This window comes from Streptomyces sp. NPDC005898, from assembly GCF_040629635.1.
Taxonomy (GTDB): domain Bacteria; phylum Actinomycetota; class Actinomycetes; order Streptomycetales; family Streptomycetaceae; genus Streptomyces.
In genome coordinates this window covers 35182-57316 of the sequence record NZ_JBEXWC010000026.1, presented here as the reverse complement: position 1 = coordinate 57316, position 22135 = coordinate 35182, and the positions used below count along the sequence as shown (strand labels likewise).

The following is a 22135-nucleotide window of genomic DNA, read 5'->3' as shown; positions in this document are numbered from 1 at the left end:
CGGTCACAGGAAGAGCGCCGACGGCGGCCAGTATGGTGGTGCGGCCGCCGATCCTCCCCATCCTCCGGCCGGGGGGACCCCGGACGAGGCCGAGACCGGGCGGCGGAGTCAACCAGGAGAACCTGCCTTGAGTCGTGAAACTGACAGTTCGTCCTCCGGGCCCCAGGGGCGCGGTGGAGCCGCATACCCCTCGGGGACGCCGCCGTACGGCTCCCCGGCGCAAGGCCCTGCCGCGGACGGCGGCGCGGACGGCCGGCGGCGGCAGGCCGCCGAGCAGCGGCCGGACGAGCCCGAGACCCAGACCACGCTGACCACCCGCGTCCGGATCAACATCCCCGGCTCGCGGCCCATCCCACCGGTCGTCATGCGGACGCCCGTCGGCGACGAGGGCGGCTCGCGCGGTGACACCTCGCGCGCCCAGGACGTGAACGCCGCGCCCGGGGCTCCCGGTGCCCGGGACACGGCCGGGGACGCGGACGCCGCTGCCGCGCGAGGCGCCGCTTCCGGTGGCGTCGGCGGAGACTTCTCGTCCGGTTCCGGTTCCGGTTCCGCTTCCGCCTCGTCCGGCGGGGACGCCGGTGCCGGGTCCGCCCCGGGTGAGGGCGGCACGGCGGGTTCCGGCGCGGCCGAGGAGAAGACCAGCGACTGGTTCGCGCCGCGCAAGCCCGCGCGGGGCGACAGCGGCGCGGCGGGCGCCGGCAACGGCGCGCCCCCGGCGAGCGGTTCGAGCGCCCCCGGCGGCCCAGGGGCGAACGGTTCCGGTTCGGGTTCCTACGACGGCCCGGGTTCCTTCGACGGCTCGGGCTCCTTCGACGGCTCGGGCTCCTACGACGTATCGGGCGCCGTGGCGTCCGGACCCCTCGGCTCGGGAGCGCCGCAGGGCGACCTGCCGTACTTCACCGGCGGCCCGGGCACGGGCCCGGGGGACGCCGCGAACGGCCCCCAGGGCTCCCGGGGCCCCGCGGGCCCGACCGGCGGCCCTGTGACCGGCGACGGCCCGCTCGCGCCGACCACGCCCGGCTCCCGCCCCGCCGGTCCCACCGGCCCCGGCAACTCCACGGGCGTCCCGCCGCGTTCGGGCGCCCTGAGCGACGACACCGCGATCCTCACGCCCCAGAAGGGCGGTCCCCTCTCGCCGCCCCCCGGCGGCCCGCGCCCGCCCGCCGGCGGACCGGGTGCCCCCGCCCCGGGCGGCAACGTCTCGGGGGAGACGCTGACCAGCGGCATCCCCGTCGTACCGGCCACGCAGGACAACGGGCCGTCGGCGCACACCCCGCCGAAGCTGCCCGGCCCGGTGCGCTCCGACGTGCCGCCCGCCGCCGCCAAGCCCGCGCCGAAGCCGAAGAAGAAGGGCCGCAACAAACTGGTCCTCCTCGCGGCCGCCGTGGTCGTGGTGGCCTGCGGGGCGTACGGCGCGGGCCTGTTGATGAACCACGCCGACGTGCCGAAGGGCACCACGGTGCTCGGCGTCGACATCGGCGGCGGCACCCGCGACGAGGCCGTCAAGAAGCTGGACGACGCCCTCGGCGAGCGTGTCGCCAAGCCCCTGAAGCTGTCGGTGGCCGGCGAGCAGGTCACGCTCAAGCCGGACCAGGCGGGCCTGACCCTGGACAGCCAGGCCACCGTCCGCGAGGCCGCGGGCAGCGACTACAACCCCGTGTCGGTGATCGGCTCGCTCTTCGGCAACCAGCGTGTCGTCGAGCCGGTCATGCCCGTCGACGAGGAGAAGCTGGCGGCCGCCCTGGAGCGCGCCGCGGGCGGCTCGGGCTCGGCCAAGGAGGGCACGGTCAAGTTCCTGCCCGGCAAGGCCGTCCCCGTCTACGGCAGGGTCGGCAAGGGCATCGACCCCAAGGCGTCCACCACCGCCGTCGCCCAGGCCTACGAGAAGCAGGTCGAGACGGGCAGCGCCGGCCCGGTCCGGGTGCCGGTCACCACCCGCAGCCCGCGGGTCTCCAAGGCCGAGGTCGACAAGTTCATGACCCGGTTCGCCAAGCCGGCGATGTCCGCCAACGTCACGATCAGGGCGGGCGGCAAGGAGATCCCCTTCGGCCCGGCGAGGTCCCTGCCGAAGATCCTGTCGGCCAAGGCCGTGGACGACGGCAGCCTGCAGCCGCACTACGACCTGGTGGAGCTGAAGAAGCTGTACGGCAACATCTTCGACGGCATCCTCATCCAGCGCGGCAACGGCGACAAGACGCCGGTCCAGCCGACCGACGTGGCGGGCGCCATGAACAAGGCGCTGCTCGGCAAGACACCGGCCGAACGCATCGGCGTGATCGAGACGAACGCCGACTAGCCGCCGCAGGCACAGGTCCGCGCGGGTCCGGGACGACAGCACCACATGACATCTGTCATCCCGGACCCGGCACGGACGACACTGCCGCCGCCCTCCGCCGTCGCCGACGATGGACCACATGACGGCAGTGAGCTTCACCCAGGTGACCAAGAGCTACGGCGCCATGCGCGCCGTGGACGGTCTCACCCTCGACCTGCGCCCCGGTGAGACCGTGGCGCTGCTCGGGCCGAACGGCGCGGGCAAGTCCACCACCCTCGACCTGCTGCTCGGCCTGCGGCGCCCGGACAGCGGCACGGTGCGGGTCTTCGGCACCTCGCCGCGCGAGGCGATCACCGCCGGCCGGGTCGGCGCCATGCTGCAGAGCGGCGGCCTGATGGGCGAGGTCACCGTGCGCGAGCTGGTGCGCCTGGCCTGCGATCTGCACCCGAGGCCCCGCCGGGTCACCGACGTGCTCGCCGACGCGGGGATCACGCAGATGGCCGACCGCAAGGTCGACAAGCTCTCCGGCGGCCAGGAGCAGCGTGTGCGCTTCGCACTCGCCACGGCGGGCGCGAACGACCTGATCGTCCTGGACGAGCCGACCACCGGCATGGACGTCACCGCCCGCCAGGCGTTCTGGGCGACCATGCGCGAGCAGGCCGACCAGGGCCGCGCGGTCCTGTTCGCCACGCACTATCTGGAAGAGGCCGACGCGATCGCCGACCGCGTCCTGGTCCTGCACCGCGGCCGTCTCCTCGCGGACGGCACCGCCGCCGAGATCAAGGCGAGGGCGGGCGCCCGCAAGGTCGCCTTCGACCTCGCCGAGATCGACGAGGCGCTGACCGGACGACTTCGCGAACTGCCCTTCCTGACGTCGCTGGACGTCTCGGGCCGCACGGTCCGGATCCAGTCCGCCGACGCCGACGCCACCGTGCACGCCCTGTACGGGCTCGGCGTCCACCCCCGCAACCTCGAAGTCGCCGGGCTCGGCCTGGAGCAGGCCTTCGTGGCGATCACCGAGGCCGAGGAGGCCAAGGCCCGATGACCAACGCACTCGCCTCCCGCGCTCTGATCAGGCTGGAGATCGTCCGCGCCCTGCGCAACCGCAAGTTCCTGTTCTTCTCCGTGATCTACCCCTCGGTGCTCTTCCTGATCGTGGCGGGCACCCAGGGCGGCTCCGACGAGGTGCCCGGCTCGGGGCTCTCCGTCCCCGCGTTCATGATGGTCTCGATGGCGTCCTTCGGCGCCCTGACCGCCGTACTGATGGGCAACAGCGAGCGCATCGCCAAGGAGCGGGAGAGCGGCTGGGTGCGCCAGCTGCGCCTGACGACGCTCCCCGGGCGCGGCTACGTCCTGGCGAAGACGGCGAGCGCGGCGGTGGTGAGCCTGCCGTCCATCGTGGTGGTGTTCGCCGTCGCCGCCGCCTTCAAGGACGTCCGCCTCGAAGCCTGGCAGTGGCTGGCGCTGACCGGCGCGATCTGGGCGGGCAGCCTCTGCTTCGCGGCGCTCGGCGTGGCCATCGGCTACCTGGCGTCCGGCGACGCGGTCCGCCCCCTCACGATGATCGTCTACTTCGGGCTCTCCCTGCTCGGCGGCCTGTGGATGCCCACGACGACCTTCCCGGGGTGGCTGCGGGACGTGGCGTCCTGGCTGCCCACCCACGCGTACGCTGCCCTCGGGCAGGCCATCGAACTGGGCGACGCCCCGCACGCGAAGGACGTCACCCTGCTGGTCGCCTACTTCCTGCTGTTCGCGGGCGGCGCGGCGTGGCTGTACCGGAAGGACACCCTGAAGGCGTGAGCAAGGCTCCCCGCGCCCGCGACGCGCACGACCCGCTCCTCGAAGAGGCCCACCCGCTGCACGTCTTCGGCCGGCCCGTCCTCGACCGCCGGCAGATCCTCGTCAAGGCGCTGTGGATCGGCATCTGGCTGGTCTTCCTGGCCGGCCCGGTGCACGACCTCGTGGTGACCGAGCGCTCCGGCGTGGCCACGGCGCTCGGCTCCCTGGGCCTCGCGGCCTTCGTGGCCTGCTACCTCTCGCTGGTCTTCCGCTACACCGTGCGGGTGCTCGACTGGCGTGCGGTGTCCGTGTCGTTCGCGGTGCAGCTCGCCCTCGCCGTCATCCTCGCGTTCGTCTTCGGCAGCCACTGGCTCGGGCTGTTCGTGTACGTCTCGGTCTCCGCCGGCGCGGTGCTCCCGATGCGGTACGCGGGCTGGATCATCCCCGCGGTGACGGCCGTGATGGTCGCGGTGGGCCTGCGCACGGACAGCCTCCAGGACCTCCTCGGCAACCTCGCCGTGCTCAGCCTCCTCGTCGGCTTCGCGATGAGCGGCGTACGCCAGTTGGTGCGTACGACGGTCCAGCTGCGCCAGGCACGGGCCACCGTCGCCCAGCTCGCCGCCAACGAGGAGCGGCTGCGCCTGGCCAGGGACCTGCACGACCTGCTCGGGCACTCGCTCTCCCTGATCACGCTCAAGAGCGAGCTGGCCGGGCGGATGCTCCCCGACCACCCCGATAAGGCGGCCCAGCAGGTGGCCGACATCGAACAGGTCAGCCGGCAGGCCCTGGTGGACGTCCGCGAGGCCGTCTCCGGCTACCGCAGGCGCACCCTGGCCGGCGAACTGGCGGGCGCCCGCACGGCGCTGACCGCCGCCGGCATCGAGGCCGACGTGCCGCTCCAGGGGCCCGCCGAACTGCCGGACGAGACGGGCGAGGCGGCGCTCGCCTGGGCGCTGCGGGAGGCCGTCACCAACGTCGTGCGGCACAGCGGCGCCCGGCGCTGCACGGTGGCGTTCACGGCCCGCCAGACCCTGGCCGGGCCGCTCCTGGAACTGTCCGTCGAGGACGACGGCACGGGCGGCGGCCCGGGCGCGGTCGCCGGCAACGGACTGACGGGCCTCGCCGAGCGCGTGGCGGCCGTCGGCGGCACCCTGGAGACCGGCCCCGCGGCCCGCCGCGGCTTCCGGCTGGCGGCCCGCGTGCCGCTGACCTCCACGGCCGTAGGATCGCCCGCATGAGCGGCGAGGACGGCGAGGGCGTGGCGGCGGGGACGAGCGGTGTGATCAGGGTGCTGCTGGCCGAGGACCAGTCGATGGTCCGCGAGGCCCTCGCGGCCCTGCTCGGCCTGGAGCCGGACATCGAGGTGGTCGCCCAGGTCGCCCGCGGCGACGAGGTGCTCGCGGCGGCGCGCGAACACGCCGTGGACGTGGCGCTGCTCGACATCGAGATGCCCGGACTCACGGGCATCGAGGCGGCGGCCGAGCTGCACGCCGCGCTCCCCGCCACGAAGATCGTCGTGCTCACCACCTTCGGGCGCCCCGGCTATCTGCGCAGCGCCATGGAGGCGGGCGCCGCCGCGTTCCTGGTCAAGGACGCCCCCGCCGCCCAGCTCGCCGCGGCGGTGCGCAAGGTCCTCGCGGGGGAGCGGGTCATCGACCCCACGCTGGCGGCGGCGGCCCTCGCGGGCGGCGCGAACCCGCTGACGGACCGCGAGCGCGAGGTGCTGCGCGCGGCGGCCGACGGCGCCACCAACGCCGAGCTGGCCCGCGCCCTGCACCTGTCGCAGGGCACCGTCCGCAACTACCTGTCCATGGCCATCCAGAAGCTCGCCGTCCGCAACCGCGCGGAGGCCGTGAGCGCCGCCCGCGACAAGGGCTGGCTCTGAGCGGCGGCCCCGCCGCTCAGTTCAGCATCGCCCGCGCGGCCCGCGCCTGCTGACGCACCCGTTCCGCCGTGGTCGGCTCCACCGCCGTCACCACGTCGGCGTACTCGTCCAGCTCCGCCGCGCCGCCGAGGAAGTCGCCGCGCTGCACCAGGAGTTGGGCCCGCTCGTAGCGCAGCCGCGCGGGGTGCGCGGGCAGCAGCAGGGAGAGGTCCAGGGCCCACAGGGCGACCTCGGAGCGCTCGGGGCGCGCGGCGGCCCAGGCGCGGATGTTGTTCAGGATGCGCTGCACGATGTTCAGCGGGTCGGCGGGCGTCAGCATCGACGGCTGGATGCCGGTGCCCGCGGTCCCGGCCACCAAGAGCTCCGCGTCCTGCCCGGTCAGCAACCGCCCGCCGTCGAACGGATCGGCGAGCACCTGCTCGTCGCGCGGCCCGAAACCGACCACGAAGTGCCCCGGCAGCGCCACCCCGTAGACCGGGGCGCCCGCGCGCCGCGCCACCTCCATCCACACCACGGAGAGCAGGATCGGCAGGCCCCTGCGGCGCCGGAGCACCTGGTGCAGGAGGGAGGACTCCAGGCGCTGGTAGTCGCCCGGCGTCCCCTCGAAGCCGCACTGCCCGCCGAGGAGTTCGGCCATCGCGGCCGCCCACGCGCGCGGCCCGCCGGGACGGAACGGCAGCAGGCCCGCGAGCCGGTCCAGCTCGATCTCGGCGGCGTCGATGCCCGCCTCGTCCAGGGAAGGGTCGGCCTCCGCGCCGATCAGCAGGCACAGCAGGGCGAGTCCGGGCCGTTCGGACCGTGCCTCTTCGGCGAACCGCCGCCGCCATTCGCCGGACTCCGCGTGCATACGTGCCTCGTGTCTCATGCCCTCGCCGGGCTGCTTTCCGTGCCGTGCCGTGCGCCGCCCCGCCGGGCCGCCGCCTCAGGGACCGTCGTGCCGGTAGTGGTGGTAGGTGTGATGCGCCGCGAAGCCCATCCGGTCGTACAGCGCCCGCGCGCCGTCGTTGCCGTCCTCGACCTGGAGCCAGGCCGCCGACGCGCCGTCCAGCAGGGCCTGCCGGGCCAGCGCGGTCATCACCGCGGTGGCGAGTCCCCGCCGCCGGTGCTCGGGGTCCACCTCGACCGCCATGAAGCCCGCCCAGCGCCCGTCCACCACGCACCGCCCGATGGCGGCCGGGCCATCACCGCTCCCGGGCACGGAAGCGAACCACACCGACGGCCCGCTCGCCAGCACCTCGGACACATGGGATGCCGAGTCCCCGGCCCGGCCGTACCGCCGCAGCCACCCCTCGTCGCACGAGCGGGACAGCTCCACGCGCGCCACGTCCGCGTCCAGATCCGCGACCGGCGCCAGCGCGGCGACGCGCAGCTGAGCGCTCACCTCGCGCGCCCAGCCGCGCGCCTCCAACTCCGCGCAGAGCAGCTCCTGCGTGCCCTCGGCACCCGTCGCGGTCTGCACATAGGCGGGCAGGCCGCGCGCCGCGTACCACTGCCGTACGTAGGCCAGCGCCTCGTCCAGCGGCCGTCCCGGATCGCCCAGCGGCAGCACCGAGTTGGCGCGCCGCGTGAAGCCGCCGGCGGCCCGCAGCTCCCAGTCGCCGAGCCGCTCGCTCTCCAGGGGCTGCCAGGCCCGCGCGCAGACCCGCGCCAGCTCCGCGTACGAGGCGGCGGGCCCCCGTCTGCGGGCAGGGGCCGCCGGCACGACCTTCGCCGCGACCAAGGTGTCCTCCGCGATCCGCACGCTCTCGCCCGTCCGTCGTGTGATGAGCACCACACCATCGTTCCACGATGTGAGAACACCGACCGTGTCGGTGAACCCGCCGCCCGGTGAACCCGCTTCCCTCAGGCGTCTTACCGACACCCTTTTCCCCACGTCAGCAGGGGTGATGCGGACCTCGAGCCGTCCGCCCGCAGTGAATTCCACAGCTCTGTACGCCCCTCCTGTTCGGATCTTGCCCGGGAACGGAGATACTAGGGGCGGGCATCGACGACGCCGCGCTCCCGCGCGCCAGGCGAGCGGAGCCTGAGGACGGCCCGCCAACGCCCGTATCGAGGAGGAACGACAGCGTGACCTACGTCATCGCGCAGCCTTGTGTCGACGTCAAGGACAAGGCGTGCATCGAGGAGTGCCCGGTCGACTGCATTTACGAGGGCTCCCGGTCCTTGTACATCCACCCGGACGAATGCGTCGACTGCGGAGCCTGCGAACCGGTCTGCCCGGTCGAGGCGATCTTCTATGAGGACGACACTCCCGAGGAGTGGAAGGACTACTACAAGGCGAACGTCGAGTTCTTCGACGAGCTCGGTTCGCCCGGAGGCGCGAGCAAGCTCGGTCTGATCGAGCGCGACCACCCCTTCATCGCCGCACTGCCGCCGCAGAACCAGTAAGAACGGCAGCCTGAGCGCCGCCCCGGTCCCGTACGGCACGTCCTGCCGTACGGGACCGAGGCATTTCCACCGCGGCGCCGCGGGCCGTCCCCACGAAACAAGCGCACCACGGGAGTGAGCACGTGTCCGCAGTCTCCGATCGGCTTCCCGCCTTCCCCTGGGACAAGCTGGAGCCCTACAAGGCCACCGCGGCCGCGCACCCGGACGGCATCGTCGACCTGTCGGTCGGCACCCCGGTCGACCCGGTCCCCGAGCTGATCCAAAAGGCCCTGGTCGCCGCCGCCGACTCGCCGGGCTACCCGACGGTGTGGGGCACCCCCGAACTGCGCGACGCGCTCACCGGCTGGTGCGAACGCCGCCTGGGCGCACGGGGCATCACGCACCGCGAGGTCCTGCCGGTGGTCGGCTCCAAGGAACTCGTCGCCTGGCTCCCCACGCAGCTGGGCCTCGGCCCCGGCGACGTCGTCGCCTACCCGCGCCTCGCCTACCCGACCTACGAGGTGGGCGCGCGGCTGGCCAGGGCGGAGTACGTCGCCTACGACGAGCCGACGGACCTCGACCCCACGAACCTGCGGCTCCTGTGGCTCAACTCGCCCTCGAACCCCACCGGCCGCGTCCTGACCCGCGAGGAGCTGACCCGCACCGTCGCCTGGGCCCGCGAGCACGGCGTGCTGCTCGTCAGCGACGAGTGCTACCTGGAACTGGGCTGGGAGGCCGAGCCGGTCTCGGTCCTGCACCCGGACGTGTGCGGCGGCTCCTACGAGGGGATCGTCGCCGTCCACTCCCTGTCCAAGCGGTCGAACCTCGCGGGCTACCGCGCCGCGTTCATCGCCGGTGACGCGGCCGTCCTCGGCGACCTGCTGCAGATCCGCAAGCACGGCGGCATGATGACCTCCGCGCCGACCCAGGCGGCCGTCGTCGCGGCCCTCGGCGACGACCAGCACGTGCGCGAGCAGCGCGAGCGGTACGCGGCCCGGCGCGCCGCTCTGCGGGACGCCCTGCTGAAGCACGGCTTCCGCATCGAGCACAGCGAGGCGAGCCTGTACCTGTGGGCCACGCGCGACGAGTCCTGCTGGGAGACCGTCGGGCATCTGGCGGGGCTCGGCATCCTGGTGGCGCCCGGCGACTTCTACGGGCCGGCGGGCGAGCGCTTCGTGCGCGTGGCGCTGACGGCGACGGACGAGCGGGTGGCGGCGGCGGTCCGGCGCCTGGCGTGAGCCGCGCCCGAACGTGACGCGGGCCCGGAGCCAGTGGCTCCGGGCCCGCGTGCGGGTGCCGGGCGATCAGCCGAGCGGCAGCCCCTGGGTCGGCAGACCGGCGGTGGGCAGACCGCTGGTGGGCAGGCCGCCCTTGGTCACCACGTCGGTGGGCAGGCCGCCCTTGCTGACGGCGTCGGTGGGCAGGCCGTCCTTGGTGGCGGTGCCCGCCGTGTCGCCGAGCACCTCGCCCGCGCTGCCCGCGACGTCGCCGGCGGCTTTCTGGGCGGCCGGGGCGGCGGTCTTGGCGCCCTTGCCGACGACCTTGCCCGCGGCCGGGACGGCCTTCTTCACGGCCTTGCCGCCGGTGTCCCCGGCGGTCTTGGTGGTGGTCTGGGCGGCGCCGTCGACGGTGTTGCCCAGACCGGCGCCGTCCAGCGCGGTCAGCCCGCCCAGGTCGGGGGAGGCGGGCAGGCCAACGGCGCTCGCGGAGCCGGCCGCACCGACCACGGAAGCTGCACCTGCGGCGCTGAGCAGCGCGGCGCGGGCGATCCGGCGGGTCAGGGGGAGGGACATGGTGCTCCTTCAGACGGGAGAGAACGTTGGGTGTCCAGCCGGATCGGCTCCGGCGTCCCACCGGATGGCTTCCGGCGATCGGACGCCGTGACTACCGCTCGAAGCCCGGGAAGGTTGCGGTGCGCGGACGTAAAGAGTTGGCAATACGTCGCATTATCGGCTCTGGATAAAAACGGGCAAACGGATCACGGTCGAGAGTGCTGCCGAATCCTTCATCCCCTGTGCCCCCAAGGGATCGGGCCGGGGCCCGCACGGGCGGCGGAGAGACCGGCGGACCCGCCGCGCCGCGAGGAGCGCCGCCCCCCGAACGGGTGACGTGGCGTACTACTGCCCGGTGACGATGCGCACCTCGCCGGAGGTGCCGCCCGGCCCCGCCGCGCCGCCCCCGCGCACCCTGCGCCACGTCCCCGACTCGGCGGCGACCCACTCCCGCCCGCCGTACGAGACGCGCTCGACGCGCAGCGCGGAGGCCTGCGCCACCGCCCAGTGCGCCAGCTCCCAGCCGCGCCGCGGCGCCCTGCCGTCGGCCGCGGCCGTGGCGGGCACCGGCACCGTCACCGTCCGCCCCCGGCCCCCGGTCCGCACCCCGTGCCCGAAGTCGCGTGCGAGCGCCGCCCGCACCCGCGCCGGGCCGCCGGGGTCCGCGCCCGGGCGGCCCTCGCAGCTGAAGGCGGCGGGCGCGCGGCCGGTGAGCGCGGCGGCGAGCAGCACGGCGTCCGGCTCGTGCTTGGCGTACGCCTGCGGATAGCCGCTGCGCTGCACGCGCTGGGCGGCCACCGTCAGCGGCAGCCTCGAATAGCCGGGGACCTCGGCGAGATGCTCGTAGAAGCGTGCCGCCGAGTACGCCGGGTCCATGATCTGGCGCTCGTCGCCCCAGCCCTGCGTGGGGCGCTGCTGGAAGAGGCCGAGCGAATCCCGGTCGCCGTGGCGGATGTTGCGCAGCCCCGACTCCTGGAGGGCGGTCGCCAACGCGATCGTCACGGCCCGCTCGGGCATGCCGCGCGAGGTGCCGACGGCGGCGACCGTCGCGGCGTTGCGCGCCTGCTCCGCGGTGAACTCGTACGCCGCGCCGTCGTCGTGCGCCGACACCACCCGGCACCGCGCCGGCGGCTTGCCGCCGTACACGTACTGCACCGCCACATAGCCCGCGACGGCGCACAGCACGAGGACCGCGGCCGCCAGGCGGCGCAGCCGGCCGCGCCGCGGGAAGATCGGTGGCTCAGGCACGCGACCAAGGTACTGGAGTCCGCCGACCGGCCCGCCCGCCCCGCGGCGTTAGGGTCGTGCGCATGTCCCAGACCCCGCTTGACCTCACGCTGGACGCCGCCGAGCTGACCGCCCGGCTCGTCGACTTCCCGTCCCCGAGTGGCTCGGAGAAGGACCTCGCCGACGCCATCGAGACAGCCCTGCGCGGCCTTTCGCACCTCACCGTCGACCGGCACGGCAACAACGTCGTGGCCCGCACGCACCTCGGCCGCGCCGAGCGGGTCGTCCTCGCCGGGCACATCGACACGGTGCCGATCGCGGACAACGTGCCCTCCCGCCTCGACGAGGACGGCGTCCTGTGGGGCTGCGGCACCTGCGACATGAAGTCGGGCGTCGCCGTCCAGCTGCGCATCGCCCGGACGGTGACCGAGCCCAACCGCGACCTCACCTTCGTCTTCTACGACAACGAGGAGGTCGCCGCCCACCTCAACGGCCTCGGCCACGTCGCCGAGGCCCACCCCGACTGGCTGGCCGGCGACTTCGCGGTCCTCCTGGAGCCCACCGACGGCCAGGTCGAGGGCGGCTGCCAGGGCACCCTGCGCGTCCTGCTGAGGACCAGGGGCGTAAGGGCGCACTCCGCGCGCGCGTGGATGGGCTCCAACGCCATCCACGCCGCCACCCCGATCCTGACCAGGCTGGCCGCGTACGAGCCCCGCAGGCCGTTCGTCGACGGCCTCCAGTTCCACGAGGGCCTCAACGCCGTCCGCGTCGAGGGCGGCGTCGCCACCAACGTCATCCCCGACGAGTGCACCGTCACCGTCAACTTCCGCTACGCCCCCGACCGCAGCGAGGAGGACGCCCTCGCCTTCGTGCGCGAGTACTTCGCCGACTGCGGCGTCGACGAGTTCGTCGTCGACGACCACACGGGCCCGGCCCGCCCCGGCCTCACCCACCCCGCCGCCGCCGCGTTCATGGCGGCCGTCGGCGGCGAGGCCCGCCCCAAGTTCGGCTGGACGGACGTCTCCCGGTTCAGCGCGCTCGGCGTGCCCGCGGTGAACTTCGGCCCCGGCGACCCGCTGCTCGCCCACAAGGTCGACGAGCGCGTCAAGGCCTCGCGGATCCCGGAGGCGGAGGAGCGGCTGCGGGCCTGGCTGACGGCCTAGCCCGGCCCCCGGGGCGCCGGGTCACCCTCCCGGTGCCGGACATCCGCAGGTCCCTCCGGCGTAACCCGCGTGGACCTACCCTGTGGGTCACGCACGCATGGAGGGAGCAGACGATGACCAACCCCGACGCCGGCACGGACCGAGGGACCCCCGCTGCCGGGAAGCGTCCCGAGGAGCAGCGGCTGGGCCCGGTGCTGCGCCGCCGCGACAAGGTCCAGGCAGGCACCACCGATCAGCGTCTCCTCGACTCCGACGGCCCCTCCGAGTGGGTGCACACCGACCCCTGGCGGGTCCTGCGCATCCAGTCGGAGTTCATCGAGGGCTTCGGCACCCTCGCCGAACTCCCGCCCGCGATCAGCGTCTTCGGCTCGGCGCGCACCCCGATGGACTCGCCGGAGTACGCGGCGGGGGTCGAGATCGGCAAGGCGTTGGTGGAGGCCGGGTTCGCGGTCATCACCGGCGGCGGGCCCGGCGCGATGCAGGCGGCCAACCAGGGCGCCGTCGAGGCGAAGGGCACCTCGGTCGGCCTCGGCATCGAGCTGCCCTTCGAGCAGGGCCTGAACCCCTACGTCGACATCGGCGTGAACTTCCGCTACTTCTTCGTCCGCAAGACGATGTTCGTGAAGTACGCGCAGGGGTTTGTGGTGCTGCCCGGCGGCCTCGGCACCCTGGACGAGCTGTTCGAGGCGCTCACCCTCGTCCAGACCCGCAAGGTCACGCGCTTCCCGATCGTCCTCTTCGGCACGGAGTACTGGAGCGGCCTGGTCGACTGGCTGAAGAACACGGTCATCGCCCAGGGCAAGGCCTCCGAGGCCGACCTGCTCCTCTTCCACGTCACGGACGACGTGGAAGAGGCGATCTCCCTGGTCACCAAGGAAGTCGGCAAGTAACCGCAACGCGCCCGCACGAACACCTCAGGCCAACCCCCGACCGACCTCAGGCCAACCCCCGCCGCCGGGGGCGGGCCCGGTTGGTCAGGCCAGCCCTCGCCGGGCGACCGCCGGGGGCCGGTGCCCGGCGATGCTCGCCACCATGTCGAGTACCTGCCTCGTCTCCGCGACCTCGTGGACGCGGTAGACCTGCGCGCCCAGCCACGCCGAGACCGCCGTCGTCGCCAGGGTGCCGATCACCCGCTCCTTGACCGGCTTGTCCAGCGTCTCGCCCACGAAGTCCTTGTTGGACAGCGACACCAGCACCGGCCAGCCCGTCTCCACCATCTCGCCGAGCCTGCGGGTGGCCTCCAGGCTGTGCCGGGTGTTCTTGCCGAAGTCGTGCCCCGGGTCGATCAGGACCGACTCGCGCGGCACGCCGAGGCCGACCGCGCGCTCGGCGAGGCCCACCGTCACGCGCAGGATGTCGGCCATCACATCGTCGTACGTGACGCGGTGCGGCCTCGTCCGCGGCTCGGCACCGCCCGCGTGCGTGCACACCAGGCCCACGCCGTACCGCGCGGCGACCTCCGCCAGCCGCGGGTCGACGCCGCCCCAGGCGTCGTTGAGCAGATCGGCGCCGGCCTCGCAGACCGCCTCGCCGACGTCGTGCCGCCAAGTGTCGACGCTGATCACCACGTCGGGGAACCTCCTGCGCACCTCGGCGACGAAGCCCACCGTGCGCCGCGCCTCCTCCTCGGCCGTCACCTCCTCGCCGGGGCCCGCCTTGACCCCCCCGACGTCGACGATGGCCGCGCCCTCGGCGACCGCCTGCTCCACCCGGGCCAGCGCGGGCTCGTCGCGGAACGTGGCCCCTTGGTCGTAGAAGGAGTCCGGGGTCCGGTTGACGATCGCCATGATCACCGGCTCGTGCGCGTCGAACTCGCGCCTGCCAAGCCTGAGCATCCCCTGTGGCCCTCCTGGGTCCTTGTCGCTGGTGGGTCCGTGCCGCGGTTCGGCCGCCTGCGACCTTAACTGTCACAGGCGCATGGCACGATCGGAGCCGCACAGTTTCAGTACGGGCAGTCGAGTGTGAGGGCCTGACGGCATGGTCTTGTTCTTGTTCCTGGTCATCGCCCTCGTCGTGGTGGTCGGCGCGGTGACCCTCGCCGTGGTCGGCGGCGGCGAGAGCGCCGTCCTGCCCGACGCCGCGCCCGAGCGGTTCACCGATCCGCTGCCCCCCGACCGACCGCTGCGAAGGGCCGACGTGGATGCGGTCCGCTTCCCGACGACCCTGCGCGGCTACCACATGGACGAGGTCGACGACGTGCTCGGCCGCCTCGGCGCCGAACTGGCCGAGCGCGACGCCCGCATCGCCGAGCTGGAGGCGGCCCTGGCGGGCGTCCAGGCCACGGCGGTCGCGGGCCCGGCCCTCTTCGAGGGGTACGAGCGGCGCGGGGCCACGGGCGCCCACCCGGCGGACAGCAAGGGCATGCAGGACGTCGAGGACGGGGAGAGCGGCCAGTGAGCATCGAAGGCGGCGCGCTCGCGGGCCCGGACGGCGCCCTGCGCTGTCCCTGGGGCCTGTCCACCGCGGACTACATCGCGTACCACGACGACGAGTGGGGCCGCCCCGTCCACGGCGACGACGCGCTCTACGAGAGGCTCTGCCTGGAGGCCTTCCAGTCGGGCCTGTCCTGGCTCACCATCCTGCGCCGCCGGGCGGGCTTCCGCGCCGCCTTCGCGGACTTCGAGATCGCCGCGGTGGCGGAGTTCACGGCGGAGGACCGCGCCCGGCTCCTGGCCGACCCGGGCATCATCCGCAACCGCGCCAAGATCGACGCGACCCTCGCCAACGCGCGCGTGCTCGCCGACTGGCCCGCCGGCGAGCTGGACTCGCTCATCTGGTCCTACGCGCCCGACGCGGCCTCCCGCGAGGCGCCGAGGACCCTCGGTGACGTCCCCGCGATCACCGACGAGTCCCTCGCCCTGGCCAAGGCCCTCAAGAAGCGCGGCATCCGCTTCGTCGGCCCGACCACGGCGTACGCCCTGATGCAGGCCTGCGGCCTGGTCAACGACCACCTCGCGGACTGCGTGGCCCGCGAGGCGGCCGGGGCCTGACGCTCAGCGCCCCAGGTACTTCGGCCGCTCCTTGGCGATGAAGGCCTCGACGGCGATCGTGTGGTCCTGCGACGCGCCCGCCCTGCCCTGGAGCTCGTCCTCCTTGTCCAGCGCCTCGTCCAGCGAGTGGCCGGCCGCGTAGGCGAGGGACTCCTTCAGCGCCGCGTACGCGAGCGTCGGCCCCTCGGCCAGGGCGCGGGCCACCCGCGCGGCCTCGGCGGCGAGATCGGCCGCGGGCACGACCTTGCCGGCGATGCCCAGGTCGTACGCCTCCTGCGCGGTGATGTTGCGCGGGAAGAGCAGCAGATCGGCGGCGCGCCCGGGGCCGATCACGCGCGGCAGCGTCCAGGAGACGCCCGAGTCGGCGGTCAGGGCGACCCCGGCGAAGGAGGTGTTGAACGTGGCGGTGTCCGCGACCACGCGGTAGTCGGCGGCGAGCGCGAAACCGAGCCCCGCGCCGGCCGCGACGCCGTTGACCCCGGCCACGACCGGCTTCGGCATGCCCGTCAGCGCCCGCACGATGGGGTTGTAGTGCTCCCGGACCGTGCTCATGGTCTGCCCCGTGCCCGCCTCGCGGTCGGCCGCGAGGGAGCCGATGTGCTCCTTGAGGTCCTGGCCCACGCAGAAGGCCCGCCCGGTCGCGGTGAGCAGCACCGCGCGCACCTCGGCGTCCGCGGCGGCCGACCGCACGGCCTCCCGCAGGGCGACCTTGGCCTCCGTGTTCATGGCGTTCATCGCCTCGGGACGGTTGATCGTGATCGTCGCCAGTCCGTCGCTCACCTCGTAGAGCACGCTGTCGGCCATGGTGGTCCCCTCCGCTGGTCCAGTACGTGGACCTCAGCATGACGGAGATCATCACGGTCCGGCACGAGGCCGGATATGTGACCTGCGTCAAAGAATTCCGGTTCTGTCGGGTGTGCGGGGCGGCGAAGTATCGCAGCCACATCGCCGAATTGGGTGGTTTTGCGGGCGCGCGTTGCGCAAGCGATGCAGACCGATGTTGGTCATCGGGTCCCGCGATGCGGGATAATGGCCTGGAAGCAATATGTTCGATGCCGGTGACACCTGGGTTGTCGGCTGCGATGAGCTGGTTTCAGGAAGGGGAACGAGCATGGCGGCCATGAAGCCGCGGACGGGCGACGGCCCGCTCGAGGTGACCAAGGAGGGGCGGGGCATCGTCATGCGCGTTCCGCTCGAAGGCGGCGGACGACTTGTCGTCGAACTGACTCCGGACGAGGCCGACGCGCTCGGCGACGCTCTGAAGAAGGTCGTCGGCTGACGCGGAAGCGCACCCACTCTTTTCACTGCCCCGGCATCGTCGATGCCGGGGCAGTGCTGTTTTTTCGGGCCCGACCGGGGTGCGGGGGAGAAAAAAAAGGGGCGGTCGGCAACCGCCCCTTTTTTCTGTTCCTGTCCGCCGGCCCCGCGCTACCGCTTCACGGCGCACAGCAGTCCGTCGCCCACCGGCAGCAGCGACGTCACCAGCTCCGGACTCTCCCGCACGGTGCGCAGCAGGTCCCGCAGGGCCAGGATCTCCACGGGCTGCGGCCCCGAGTCCACCGTCCTGCCGTCCGCGAAGACACCCTCGAAGCAGACCAGTCCGCCAGGGCGCAGCAGGCGCAACGATTCAGCGAGATAGTCCAGGGACTCCATGCGGTCGCCGTCGCAGAACACCAGGTCGTAACCGCCGTCGGCCAGGCGCGGCAGGACGTCGAGGGCCCGCCCCGGGATGAACCGCGCCCGGTTGCCGGCGAAGCCCGCGGCACGGAAGGCCTCGCGGGCGAACTGCTGCCGGTCCGGCTCGGGATCGACGGTGGTGAGCACGCCGTCGGGCCGCATGCCGTGCAGCAGGTGGATCCCCGACACTCCCGTCCCGGTGCCGATCTCGGCGACCGCTTTCGCGTCGGCCGTGGCGGCGAGCATCCGCAGCGCGGCGCCGGTGCCGGGCGACACCGAGGGCAGCCCTGCCTCCCGGGCCCGGTCGCGGGCCCAGCGCAGCGCTTCGTCCTCGGCGACAAAGGCGTCGGCGAACGCCCAGCTCGTCTGCCGGTTGCCGGTAATGGCCCTCTCCTGTCCCCATGGTTGCCTGGCCGTGACTGTATCCGTTGGGCCGGGAACCCGCAGATGGGACCGGGCGTTTACAGGGAGTGGGAGGACGGCGGGGGGATCGGTATGGACCAGGACCGGAAGCGGGCGCGCCCGAGCGGCAGGACACGCGCGGCGAAGCCCGTACCAAATTCACGTAAAAACGCTTATCCGGAGCTAACGGGCGAGGTGGTTATGGTAGGGGCTCCACTGGACACCACCAGAGCCGACAGGGGAGGTGCGGCTGCGTCCGCGGTTCGGGGAGGAGCGCTCCGGCGTTTTCTCGGGTTGGCGGGTGAGCCGAAATCCGTGACCGACACCGCTGACCGCATCCGTGCCAACGACTCCGCTCAGACCGCGACCTTTGCCGCTGACGCGGATGCGCAGGCGTGGACTCCGCCCACCTGGGAGGAGATCGTCAGCACGCACAGCGGCCGGGTCTACCGCCTGGCGTATCGCCTGACCGGCAATCAGCACGACGCCGAGGACCTCACCCAAGAGGTCTTCGTCCGTGTCTTCCGGTCCCTGTCGACCTATACGCCCGGCACCTTCGAGGGCTGGCTGCACCGCATCACCACGAACCTCTTCCTGGACATGGTGCGCCGCAAGCAGCGCATCCGCTTCGACGCCCTCGGGGAGGACGCGGCGGAGCGCCTGCCGAGCCGCGAGCCCTCCCCCCAGCAGGTGTTCAACGACACGCACTTCGACGCGGACGTCCAGCAGGCGCTCGACACCCTCGCGCCCGAGTTCCGCGCCGCCGTGGTCCTCTGCGACATCGAGGGCCTCTCGTACGAGGAGATCGCCGCCACCCTCGGCGTGAAGCTCGGCACGGTCCGCAGCCGTATCCACCGGGGCCGCTCGCAGCTGCGCAAGGCCCTCCAGCACCGCTCTCCCGAAGCCCGTGCCGAGCGTCGCTCGCTCGCGGTCACCGGAGCCGTGGCGCTGGGAGGAGGGGGCGCGACCGCGTGAGTGGATCACGGTCGAATCCTGCCGAGCGGCAGCTGTCCGACGCCGAGCAGCATCTGGGGGACCGTCTCGCCGCCCTGGTGGACGGCGAGTTGGGCCATGACGCGCGCGAGCGGGTCCTCGCCCACCTGGCGACCTGCCCGATGTGCAAGACCGAGGCCGACGCCCAGCGCCGCCTGAAGAGCGTCTTCGCGCAGGCCGCTCCACCGCCGCCCAGCGAGAGTTTCCTCGCCCGACTGCAAGGCCTTCCCGCGGGCGGCTTCGAGCCGCCCGACGACCCCGGGCGCCCCGGGGGCGAGGACGGAGAGGGCTTCGCCACCGGAGCGACCGGTTCCACGGGGCTGCCGCGGCCCGGGCTCTTCGGCGTGCGCACCGACTCCTTCGTGGGGTACGCGCCGACCGGCACCCACGCCGCGGTGCTGCCCGGCACGGGGCGCGGATTCCGCGTCCACGACGTCACCCGCCAGGACGGCGACCGCTCGCTCTGGCGCGGACGCCGCTTCGCGTTCGCCGCGGCGGGCGCGGTGTCGCTGGCCGCGATCGCGCTGGGCGGGGTCACCGCGGGCGTCCCCGCGGACCTCGGCGACTCGCGCGCCGGCGGCTCCAAGGCGCCCAGCAACGTCACGCCGCAGCGCACCCAGGGCTCCGGTGTCGCCGCGGCGCCCGACTCCGTGCGGCGGCGTGGCGCGGGCACCTCGGCGGCGGCGCAGGGCCGGCGCTCCGGGGTCCTCGCGGCCCCGCTCGCCCCGACCGAGGTGCTGGGCCCCCTCCTGCCCGGCGGCGCGCGGCCGCCCCGCACCCATGGCGCCGTGCCCGAGCCGGCGGCGCCGATGCCGGCGGGCGCCGCCCTGCTCTCTCCTCTGATACGCCCGCCCCAGCTGCCGCATCGCGTCCCCGTGACGCCCCGCGTCGTGCGGCCGCCCGTGGTGGGCCACGTCGGCCCGGGCGCCGCGGACTCGGTGGACGCCACCGCGGTGAACCCCGTCCCGGTTCCGCTGCGGGGCACCGCGCGGGTCCACTGACGCGCCGGGAGCCCTGCGCTCCGGTGCGGGAACCTGGTTGAATCTCGGTGGACCGTGCCGGTCGGGGGATCCGGCGGGCGCGGAGTTGTCGAGCAGGTGGGCGGCGAGCAGGTGATCGGCGTCCGCCGCGGGCCAGTTGTGGGGAGAGCATGGACGAGGGCAGGCCCGCGAAGGCCAAGTGGTGGAGCCGTCCCCGGCCGGAGATGGCGGCCGGCCCGCCTCAGCCGCCCGTCGCGGCCCCCGAGGGCGCCGCCCCGCAGCCGGGGGTGACCCAGCAGCTCGACGCGTCCCGGCCGGGTGTGCCCGAGCAGCCGGGCGCGGCCCCGGCACGGGGTCCCGTCGCCAGTGCGCCGTCCGGCGGTGGCGTGGCCCCCGGTGACGCCGCCTCCCCCGTCCAGGGCGAGCGGCCCCGCCCCCTGCACGACCCGGACCCCTACAGCACCCCGCCGTACGGGGAGCCGGGCCCCTGGGCACCCGCGCCCCCGGTCCAACACCCGGCGACCACCCCGACCCACGGCACCACGCTCCCGCCCGCGCACGCCACGACACCCCCGCCCGGGAACATGCCGGCGCACGGCACGACGCCCCCGCACGGTGTGACACCCCCGCAGGGCACGACGCCCCCGCACGGCGTGCCCGCGGCCGCCTCCGGCCCCTACGGCGGCGTTTCTCAGGTCTCTGGCGTCCCGCAGGCCGCACCGGTCCCGCAGGCGGCTCAGGGGGCGTCCAGGCCCGCGTACGACCCCTGGAACGTGCCGCTCCAGCAGATCGGGTCGCTGCCTCCGGAGACCAGGGACCAGCAGCGCAAGCGCGGCAGGCGGGTCCTCGTCGTCGGGGTCGCCCTGATCGCCCTCGTGTCCGGCCTCATCGGCGGCGCGCTCGGGTCGTATCTGGAGCGCAACGGCCTGGACGAGATCGAACTGCCGCAGGCCGACGTCGAGTCCAAGGACCGCCCCCGGGGCAGCGTGGCCGCGATCGCCGCCACGGCCCTCCCCGGAGTCGTGACGCTGCACGTCAGCGGCGGCTCGGCGCAGGGCACCGGCACCGGCTTCGTCCTCGACGGCAAGGGCCACATCCTCACCAACAACCACGTCGTCGAGCCCGCCGGCCGGGGCGGCCGGATAACGGTGACGTTCAGCGGCGGGGACACCGCCGAGGCCGAGGTGATCGGCCGCGACTCCGGCTACGACCTCGCGGTCGTCAAGGTCTCGGGCGTCCGGGGCCTGAAGCCGCTGACCCTCGGCAACTCCGAGAACGTGCGCGTCGGTGACCCCGTCGTGGCCATCGGCGCCCCCTTCGACCTGGCCAACACGGTGACCTCCGGGATCATCAGCGCCAAGGAGCGGCCCATCACCGCGGGCGGCGAGAAGGGCGACGGCAGCGACGTCTCGTACGTCGACGCGCTCCAGACCGACGCCCCCATCAACCCGGGCAACTCGGGCGGCCCGCTGGTCGACTCCAAGGCGCGCGTCATCGGCATCAACAGCGCCATCCGCTCCGCCGACGACGGCTCGGACCCGGCCCGCGGCCAGGCCGGCTCCATCGGCCTCGGTTTCGCCATCCCGATCAACCAGGGCAAGCGCGTCGCCGAAGAGCTGATCAACGTAGGCAAGGCCACGCACCCGGTGATCGGCGTCACGCTGGACACCGAGTTCAGCGGCGACGGCGCCCGCATCGCCGACAAGAGCGGGGACGGCGGCCCCGCGGTCAACACGGACGGCCCCGGCGACAAGGCGGGCCTGAAGCCGGGCGACGTCATCACGGAGGTGAACGGCGCGCCCGTGCACTCCAGTGACGAACTGATCGTCAAGGTCCGCGCCCACCGCCCCGGGGACCACCTCGCCCTGACCGTCAAGGGCGGCGGCCGCGACCGCGAGGTGACCCTGGTGCTCGGCTCGGCGGACGGTGACTGAGCCGGCCGGGCGGCGGCCGGAGCGCGTCTGCGCCCCGTTGTGGCGCAGCGGCTACCGGACGGACACGGGCGCCGGGTACCGTGGGCACGGTCCAGACCTCGGACGACGACCTGTTGCGGGCTGAGGACATCGCAAGGAGCTCTAGGTGTTCAATGACATTGGCGCACTCGAGATAGTGGCGCTGGTCGTCCTCGCCGTGCTCATCTTCGGCCCCGACAAGCTGCCGAAGGTCATCCAGGACATCTCCCGCACGATCCGCAAGATCCGCGAGTTCTCGGACAGCGCGAAGGCGGACATAAGGGAAGAGCTGGGGCCGGAGTTCAAGGACTTCGAGTTCGAGGACCTGAACCCGAAGAAGTTCATCCGCAAGCAGCTCGACAACGACGAGCTGGGTCTCAAGGAGATCCGCAACGGCTTCGACCTGAAGAAGGAGATGAACGAGGTCGCGGACGCCGTGCACGGCCGCGACAGCGACTCGTCCGACTCCTCCGCACCGGCCGTCGCCGCCTCCTCGGGCGCGTCCAGCGTGGACATGCGGAAGAAGTCCGCCGAGCCCGCCAAGTCCGACTCCGGCGACCGCCCGCCGTTCGACGCGGACGCCACCTGAGGCCTCGCCTGAACCGTCGCCGCCGACCGGTGTGGCTATCCTGCCTTGTTGTCCGGCGTGAGGACGCCCGAGGGGGGCGGGCCG

At 73.7% G+C, this 22135-nt stretch carries 24 protein-coding genes; 17 read left to right on the top strand and 7 right to left on the bottom strand.

The window, feature by feature from the left end; translation table 11 throughout:
• The first annotated feature begins 127 nt into the window (after window positions 1-127).
• The 5 genes from ABZ385_RS27780 to ABZ385_RS27760 all read left to right on the top strand — a co-directional run bounded on the left by ABZ385_RS27780 (window position 128) and on the right by ABZ385_RS27760 (window position 5939).
• Window positions 128-2296, top strand: a complete 2169-nt coding sequence (locus tag ABZ385_RS27780) for a hypothetical protein (RefSeq protein ID WP_358583877.1) — start codon at window positions 128-130, stop codon at window positions 2294-2296.
• Window positions 2297-2405: 109 nt separating this feature from the next.
• On the top strand, window positions 2406-3320 hold the full coding sequence (locus ABZ385_RS27775; RefSeq protein ID WP_358913660.1) for an ABC transporter ATP-binding protein: 915 nt from the start codon (window positions 2406-2408) through the stop codon (window positions 3318-3320).
• Window positions 3317-4075: an ABC transporter permease gene (locus ABZ385_RS27770; protein WP_358583880.1), complete on the top strand. Its 759-nt coding sequence runs from the start codon at window positions 3317-3319 to the stop codon at window positions 4073-4075. The genes ABZ385_RS27775 and ABZ385_RS27770 overlap by 4 nt, the downstream gene beginning before the upstream one ends.
• A gap of 56 nt (window positions 4076-4131) precedes the next feature.
• On the top strand, window positions 4132-5292 hold the full coding sequence (locus ABZ385_RS27765; RefSeq protein ID WP_358913678.1) for a sensor histidine kinase: 1161 nt from the start codon (window positions 4132-4134) through the stop codon (window positions 5290-5292).
• Window positions 5289-5939, top strand: a complete 651-nt coding sequence (locus ABZ385_RS27760; RefSeq protein ID WP_358913659.1) for a response regulator transcription factor — start codon at window positions 5289-5291, stop codon at window positions 5937-5939. Before ABZ385_RS27765 ends, ABZ385_RS27760 begins: the two co-directional genes overlap by 4 nt.
• A 16-nt stretch (window positions 5940-5955) precedes the next feature.
• On the opposite strand, the gene ABZ385_RS27755 is transcribed toward ABZ385_RS27760, so the two are convergent.
• Window positions 5956-6804: a transglutaminase-like domain-containing protein gene (locus tag ABZ385_RS27755; RefSeq protein ID WP_358590529.1), complete on the bottom strand. Its 849-nt coding sequence runs from the start codon at window positions 6802-6804 to the stop codon at window positions 5956-5958.
• Between the two features lie 57 nt (window positions 6805-6861).
• The gene (locus tag ABZ385_RS27750; protein ID WP_358590531.1) at window positions 6862-7863 is read right to left on the bottom strand and encodes a GNAT family N-acetyltransferase; all 1002 of its coding nucleotides are present in this window, start codon (window positions 7861-7863) and stop codon (window positions 6862-6864) included.
• A gap of 143 nt (window positions 7864-8006) precedes the next feature.
• Here ABZ385_RS27750 and fdxA point away from each other — a divergent pair, with 143 nt between their 5' ends.
• Complete coding sequence (fdxA, locus tag ABZ385_RS27745; protein WP_018089397.1) at window positions 8007-8327, top strand: ferredoxin; 321 nt, start codon at window positions 8007-8009, stop codon at window positions 8325-8327.
• 122 nt (window positions 8328-8449) lie between these two features.
• On the top strand, window positions 8450-9544 hold the full coding sequence (locus ABZ385_RS27740) for a bifunctional succinyldiaminopimelate transaminase/glutamate-prephenate aminotransferase (protein WP_358590533.1): 1095 nt from the start codon (window positions 8450-8452) through the stop codon (window positions 9542-9544).
• Between the two features lie 66 nt (window positions 9545-9610).
• Here the strand turns inward: ABZ385_RS27740 and ABZ385_RS27735 are convergent, their stop codons facing one another.
• On the bottom strand, window positions 9611-10099 hold the full coding sequence (locus ABZ385_RS27735) for an ATP-binding protein (RefSeq protein WP_358913658.1): 489 nt from the start codon (window positions 10097-10099) through the stop codon (window positions 9611-9613).
• 324 nt (window positions 10100-10423) lie between these two features.
• On the bottom strand, window positions 10424-11326 hold the full coding sequence (locus ABZ385_RS27730; RefSeq protein ID WP_358913657.1) for a heavy metal transporter: 903 nt from the start codon (window positions 11324-11326) through the stop codon (window positions 10424-10426).
• A 62-nt stretch (window positions 11327-11388) separates the two neighbouring features.
• Between ABZ385_RS27730 and dapE the strand changes: the two genes are divergently transcribed.
• Both dapE and ABZ385_RS27720 read left to right on the top strand, forming a co-directional pair.
• A complete protein-coding gene (dapE, locus tag ABZ385_RS27725; RefSeq protein ID WP_358585523.1) occupies window positions 11389-12468 on the top strand; it encodes a succinyl-diaminopimelate desuccinylase in 1080 nt (359 codons plus the stop codon).
• Window positions 12469-12581: 113 nt separating this feature from the next.
• Window positions 12582-13358 (top strand): TIGR00730 family Rossman fold protein, encoded by a 777-nt coding sequence (locus ABZ385_RS27720; RefSeq protein WP_358585521.1) that lies wholly within the window; start codon window positions 12582-12584, stop codon window positions 13356-13358.
• An 84-nt stretch (window positions 13359-13442) separates the two neighbouring features.
• On the opposite strand, the gene folP is transcribed toward ABZ385_RS27720, so the two are convergent.
• Window positions 13443-14303 carry a dihydropteroate synthase gene (folP, locus tag ABZ385_RS27715; protein WP_358913656.1) on the bottom strand — a complete coding sequence of 287 codons (861 nt, stop codon included), beginning with the start codon at window positions 14301-14303 and terminating at the stop codon, window positions 13443-13445.
• Window positions 14304-14445: 142 nt separating this feature from the next.
• On the opposite strand from folP, the gene ABZ385_RS27710 reads away from it, so the two are divergent.
• Together ABZ385_RS27710 and ABZ385_RS27705 are read left to right on the top strand one after the other, a co-directional pair.
• Window positions 14446-14865 carry a DivIVA domain-containing protein gene (locus tag ABZ385_RS27710; protein WP_358913655.1) on the top strand — a complete coding sequence of 140 codons (420 nt, stop codon included), beginning with the start codon at window positions 14446-14448 and terminating at the stop codon, window positions 14863-14865.
• Between the two features lie 2 nt (window positions 14866-14867).
• Window positions 14868-15458: a DNA-3-methyladenine glycosylase I gene (locus tag ABZ385_RS27705; protein WP_358585534.1), complete on the top strand. Its 591-nt coding sequence runs from the start codon at window positions 14868-14870 to the stop codon at window positions 15456-15458.
• 3 nt (window positions 15459-15461) lie between these two features.
• On the opposite strand, the gene ABZ385_RS27700 is transcribed toward ABZ385_RS27705, so the two are convergent.
• The gene (locus tag ABZ385_RS27700; RefSeq protein WP_358585515.1) at window positions 15462-16262 is read right to left on the bottom strand and encodes an enoyl-CoA hydratase-related protein; all 801 of its coding nucleotides are present in this window, start codon (window positions 16260-16262) and stop codon (window positions 15462-15464) included.
• Between the two features lie 38 nt (window positions 16263-16300).
• Between ABZ385_RS27700 and ABZ385_RS27695 the strand changes: the two genes are divergently transcribed.
• Together ABZ385_RS27695 and ABZ385_RS27690 are read left to right on the top strand one after the other, a co-directional pair.
• Complete coding sequence (locus ABZ385_RS27695; RefSeq protein WP_358585513.1) at window positions 16301-16582, top strand: hypothetical protein; 282 nt, start codon at window positions 16301-16303, stop codon at window positions 16580-16582.
• Window positions 16570-16737: a DUF3117 domain-containing protein gene (locus ABZ385_RS27690; RefSeq protein WP_003966491.1), complete on the top strand. Its 168-nt coding sequence runs from the start codon at window positions 16570-16572 to the stop codon at window positions 16735-16737. Before ABZ385_RS27695 ends, ABZ385_RS27690 begins: the two co-directional genes overlap by 13 nt.
• A gap of 149 nt (window positions 16738-16886) precedes the next feature.
• On the opposite strand, the gene ABZ385_RS27685 is transcribed toward ABZ385_RS27690, so the two are convergent.
• Complete coding sequence (locus ABZ385_RS27685; protein ID WP_358585532.1) at window positions 16887-17582, bottom strand: O-methyltransferase; 696 nt, start codon at window positions 17580-17582, stop codon at window positions 16887-16889.
• 156 nt (window positions 17583-17738) lie between these two features.
• On the opposite strand from ABZ385_RS27685, the gene sigE reads away from it, so the two are divergent.
• The 4 genes from sigE (at window position 17739) to ABZ385_RS27665 (ending at window position 22051) form a co-directional block, all read left to right on the top strand.
• Window positions 17739-18512, top strand: a complete 774-nt coding sequence (sigE, locus tag ABZ385_RS27680; RefSeq protein WP_358585512.1) for an RNA polymerase sigma factor SigE — start codon at window positions 17739-17741, stop codon at window positions 18510-18512.
• Complete coding sequence (locus ABZ385_RS27675; protein WP_358913654.1) at window positions 18509-19531, top strand: zf-HC2 domain-containing protein; 1023 nt, start codon at window positions 18509-18511, stop codon at window positions 19529-19531. The genes sigE and ABZ385_RS27675 overlap by 4 nt, the downstream gene beginning before the upstream one ends.
• A gap of 149 nt (window positions 19532-19680) precedes the next feature.
• Complete coding sequence (locus tag ABZ385_RS27670; protein WP_358913653.1) at window positions 19681-21444, top strand: trypsin-like peptidase domain-containing protein; 1764 nt, start codon at window positions 19681-19683, stop codon at window positions 21442-21444.
• Between the two features lie 145 nt (window positions 21445-21589).
• Complete coding sequence (locus ABZ385_RS27665) at window positions 21590-22051, top strand: sec-independent translocase (protein WP_358585506.1); 462 nt, start codon at window positions 21590-21592, stop codon at window positions 22049-22051.
• Window positions 22052-22135 lie beyond the last annotated feature (84 nt).

What these genes read in the sequence shown, in the direction of transcription:
- ABZ385_RS27775 (WP_358913660.1), top strand. Translation starts at nt 2,406, where the DNA reads ATGGACCACATGACGGCAGTGAGCTTCACCCAGGTGACCAAGAGCTAC.
- ABZ385_RS27770 (WP_358583880.1), top strand. Translation starts at nt 3,317, where the DNA reads ATGACCAACGCACTCGCCTCCCGCGCTCTGATCAGGCTGGAGATCGTC.
- ABZ385_RS27760 (WP_358913659.1), top strand. Translation starts at nt 5,289, where the DNA reads ATGAGCGGCGAGGACGGCGAGGGCGTGGCGGCGGGGACGAGCGGTGTG.
- ABZ385_RS27755 (WP_358590529.1), bottom strand. Translation starts at nt 6,804, where the DNA reads ATGAGACACGAGGCACGTATGCACGCGGAGTCCGGCGAATGGCGGCGG.
- ABZ385_RS27735 (WP_358913658.1), bottom strand. Translation starts at nt 10,099, where the DNA reads ATGTCCCTCCCCCTGACCCGCCGGATCGCCCGCGCCGCGCTGCTCAGC.
- dapE (WP_358585523.1), top strand. Translation starts at nt 11,389, where the DNA reads ATGTCCCAGACCCCGCTTGACCTCACGCTGGACGCCGCCGAGCTGACC.
- ABZ385_RS27720 (WP_358585521.1), top strand. Translation starts at nt 12,582, where the DNA reads ATGACCAACCCCGACGCCGGCACGGACCGAGGGACCCCCGCTGCCGGG.
- folP (WP_358913656.1), bottom strand. Translation starts at nt 14,303, where the DNA reads ATGCTCAGGCTTGGCAGGCGCGAGTTCGACGCGCACGAGCCGGTGATC.
- ABZ385_RS27710 (WP_358913655.1), top strand. Translation starts at nt 14,446, where the DNA reads ATGGTCTTGTTCTTGTTCCTGGTCATCGCCCTCGTCGTGGTGGTCGGC.
- ABZ385_RS27700 (WP_358585515.1), bottom strand. Translation starts at nt 16,262, where the DNA reads ATGGCCGACAGCGTGCTCTACGAGGTGAGCGACGGACTGGCGACGATC.
- ABZ385_RS27695 (WP_358585513.1), top strand. Translation starts at nt 16,301, where the DNA reads ATGACGGAGATCATCACGGTCCGGCACGAGGCCGGATATGTGACCTGC.
- ABZ385_RS27690 (WP_003966491.1), top strand. Translation starts at nt 16,570, where the DNA reads ATGGCGGCCATGAAGCCGCGGACGGGCGACGGCCCGCTCGAGGTGACC.
- sigE (WP_358585512.1), top strand. Translation starts at nt 17,739, where the DNA reads ATGGTAGGGGCTCCACTGGACACCACCAGAGCCGACAGGGGAGGTGCG.
- ABZ385_RS27670 (WP_358913653.1), top strand. Translation starts at nt 19,681, where the DNA reads ATGGACGAGGGCAGGCCCGCGAAGGCCAAGTGGTGGAGCCGTCCCCGG.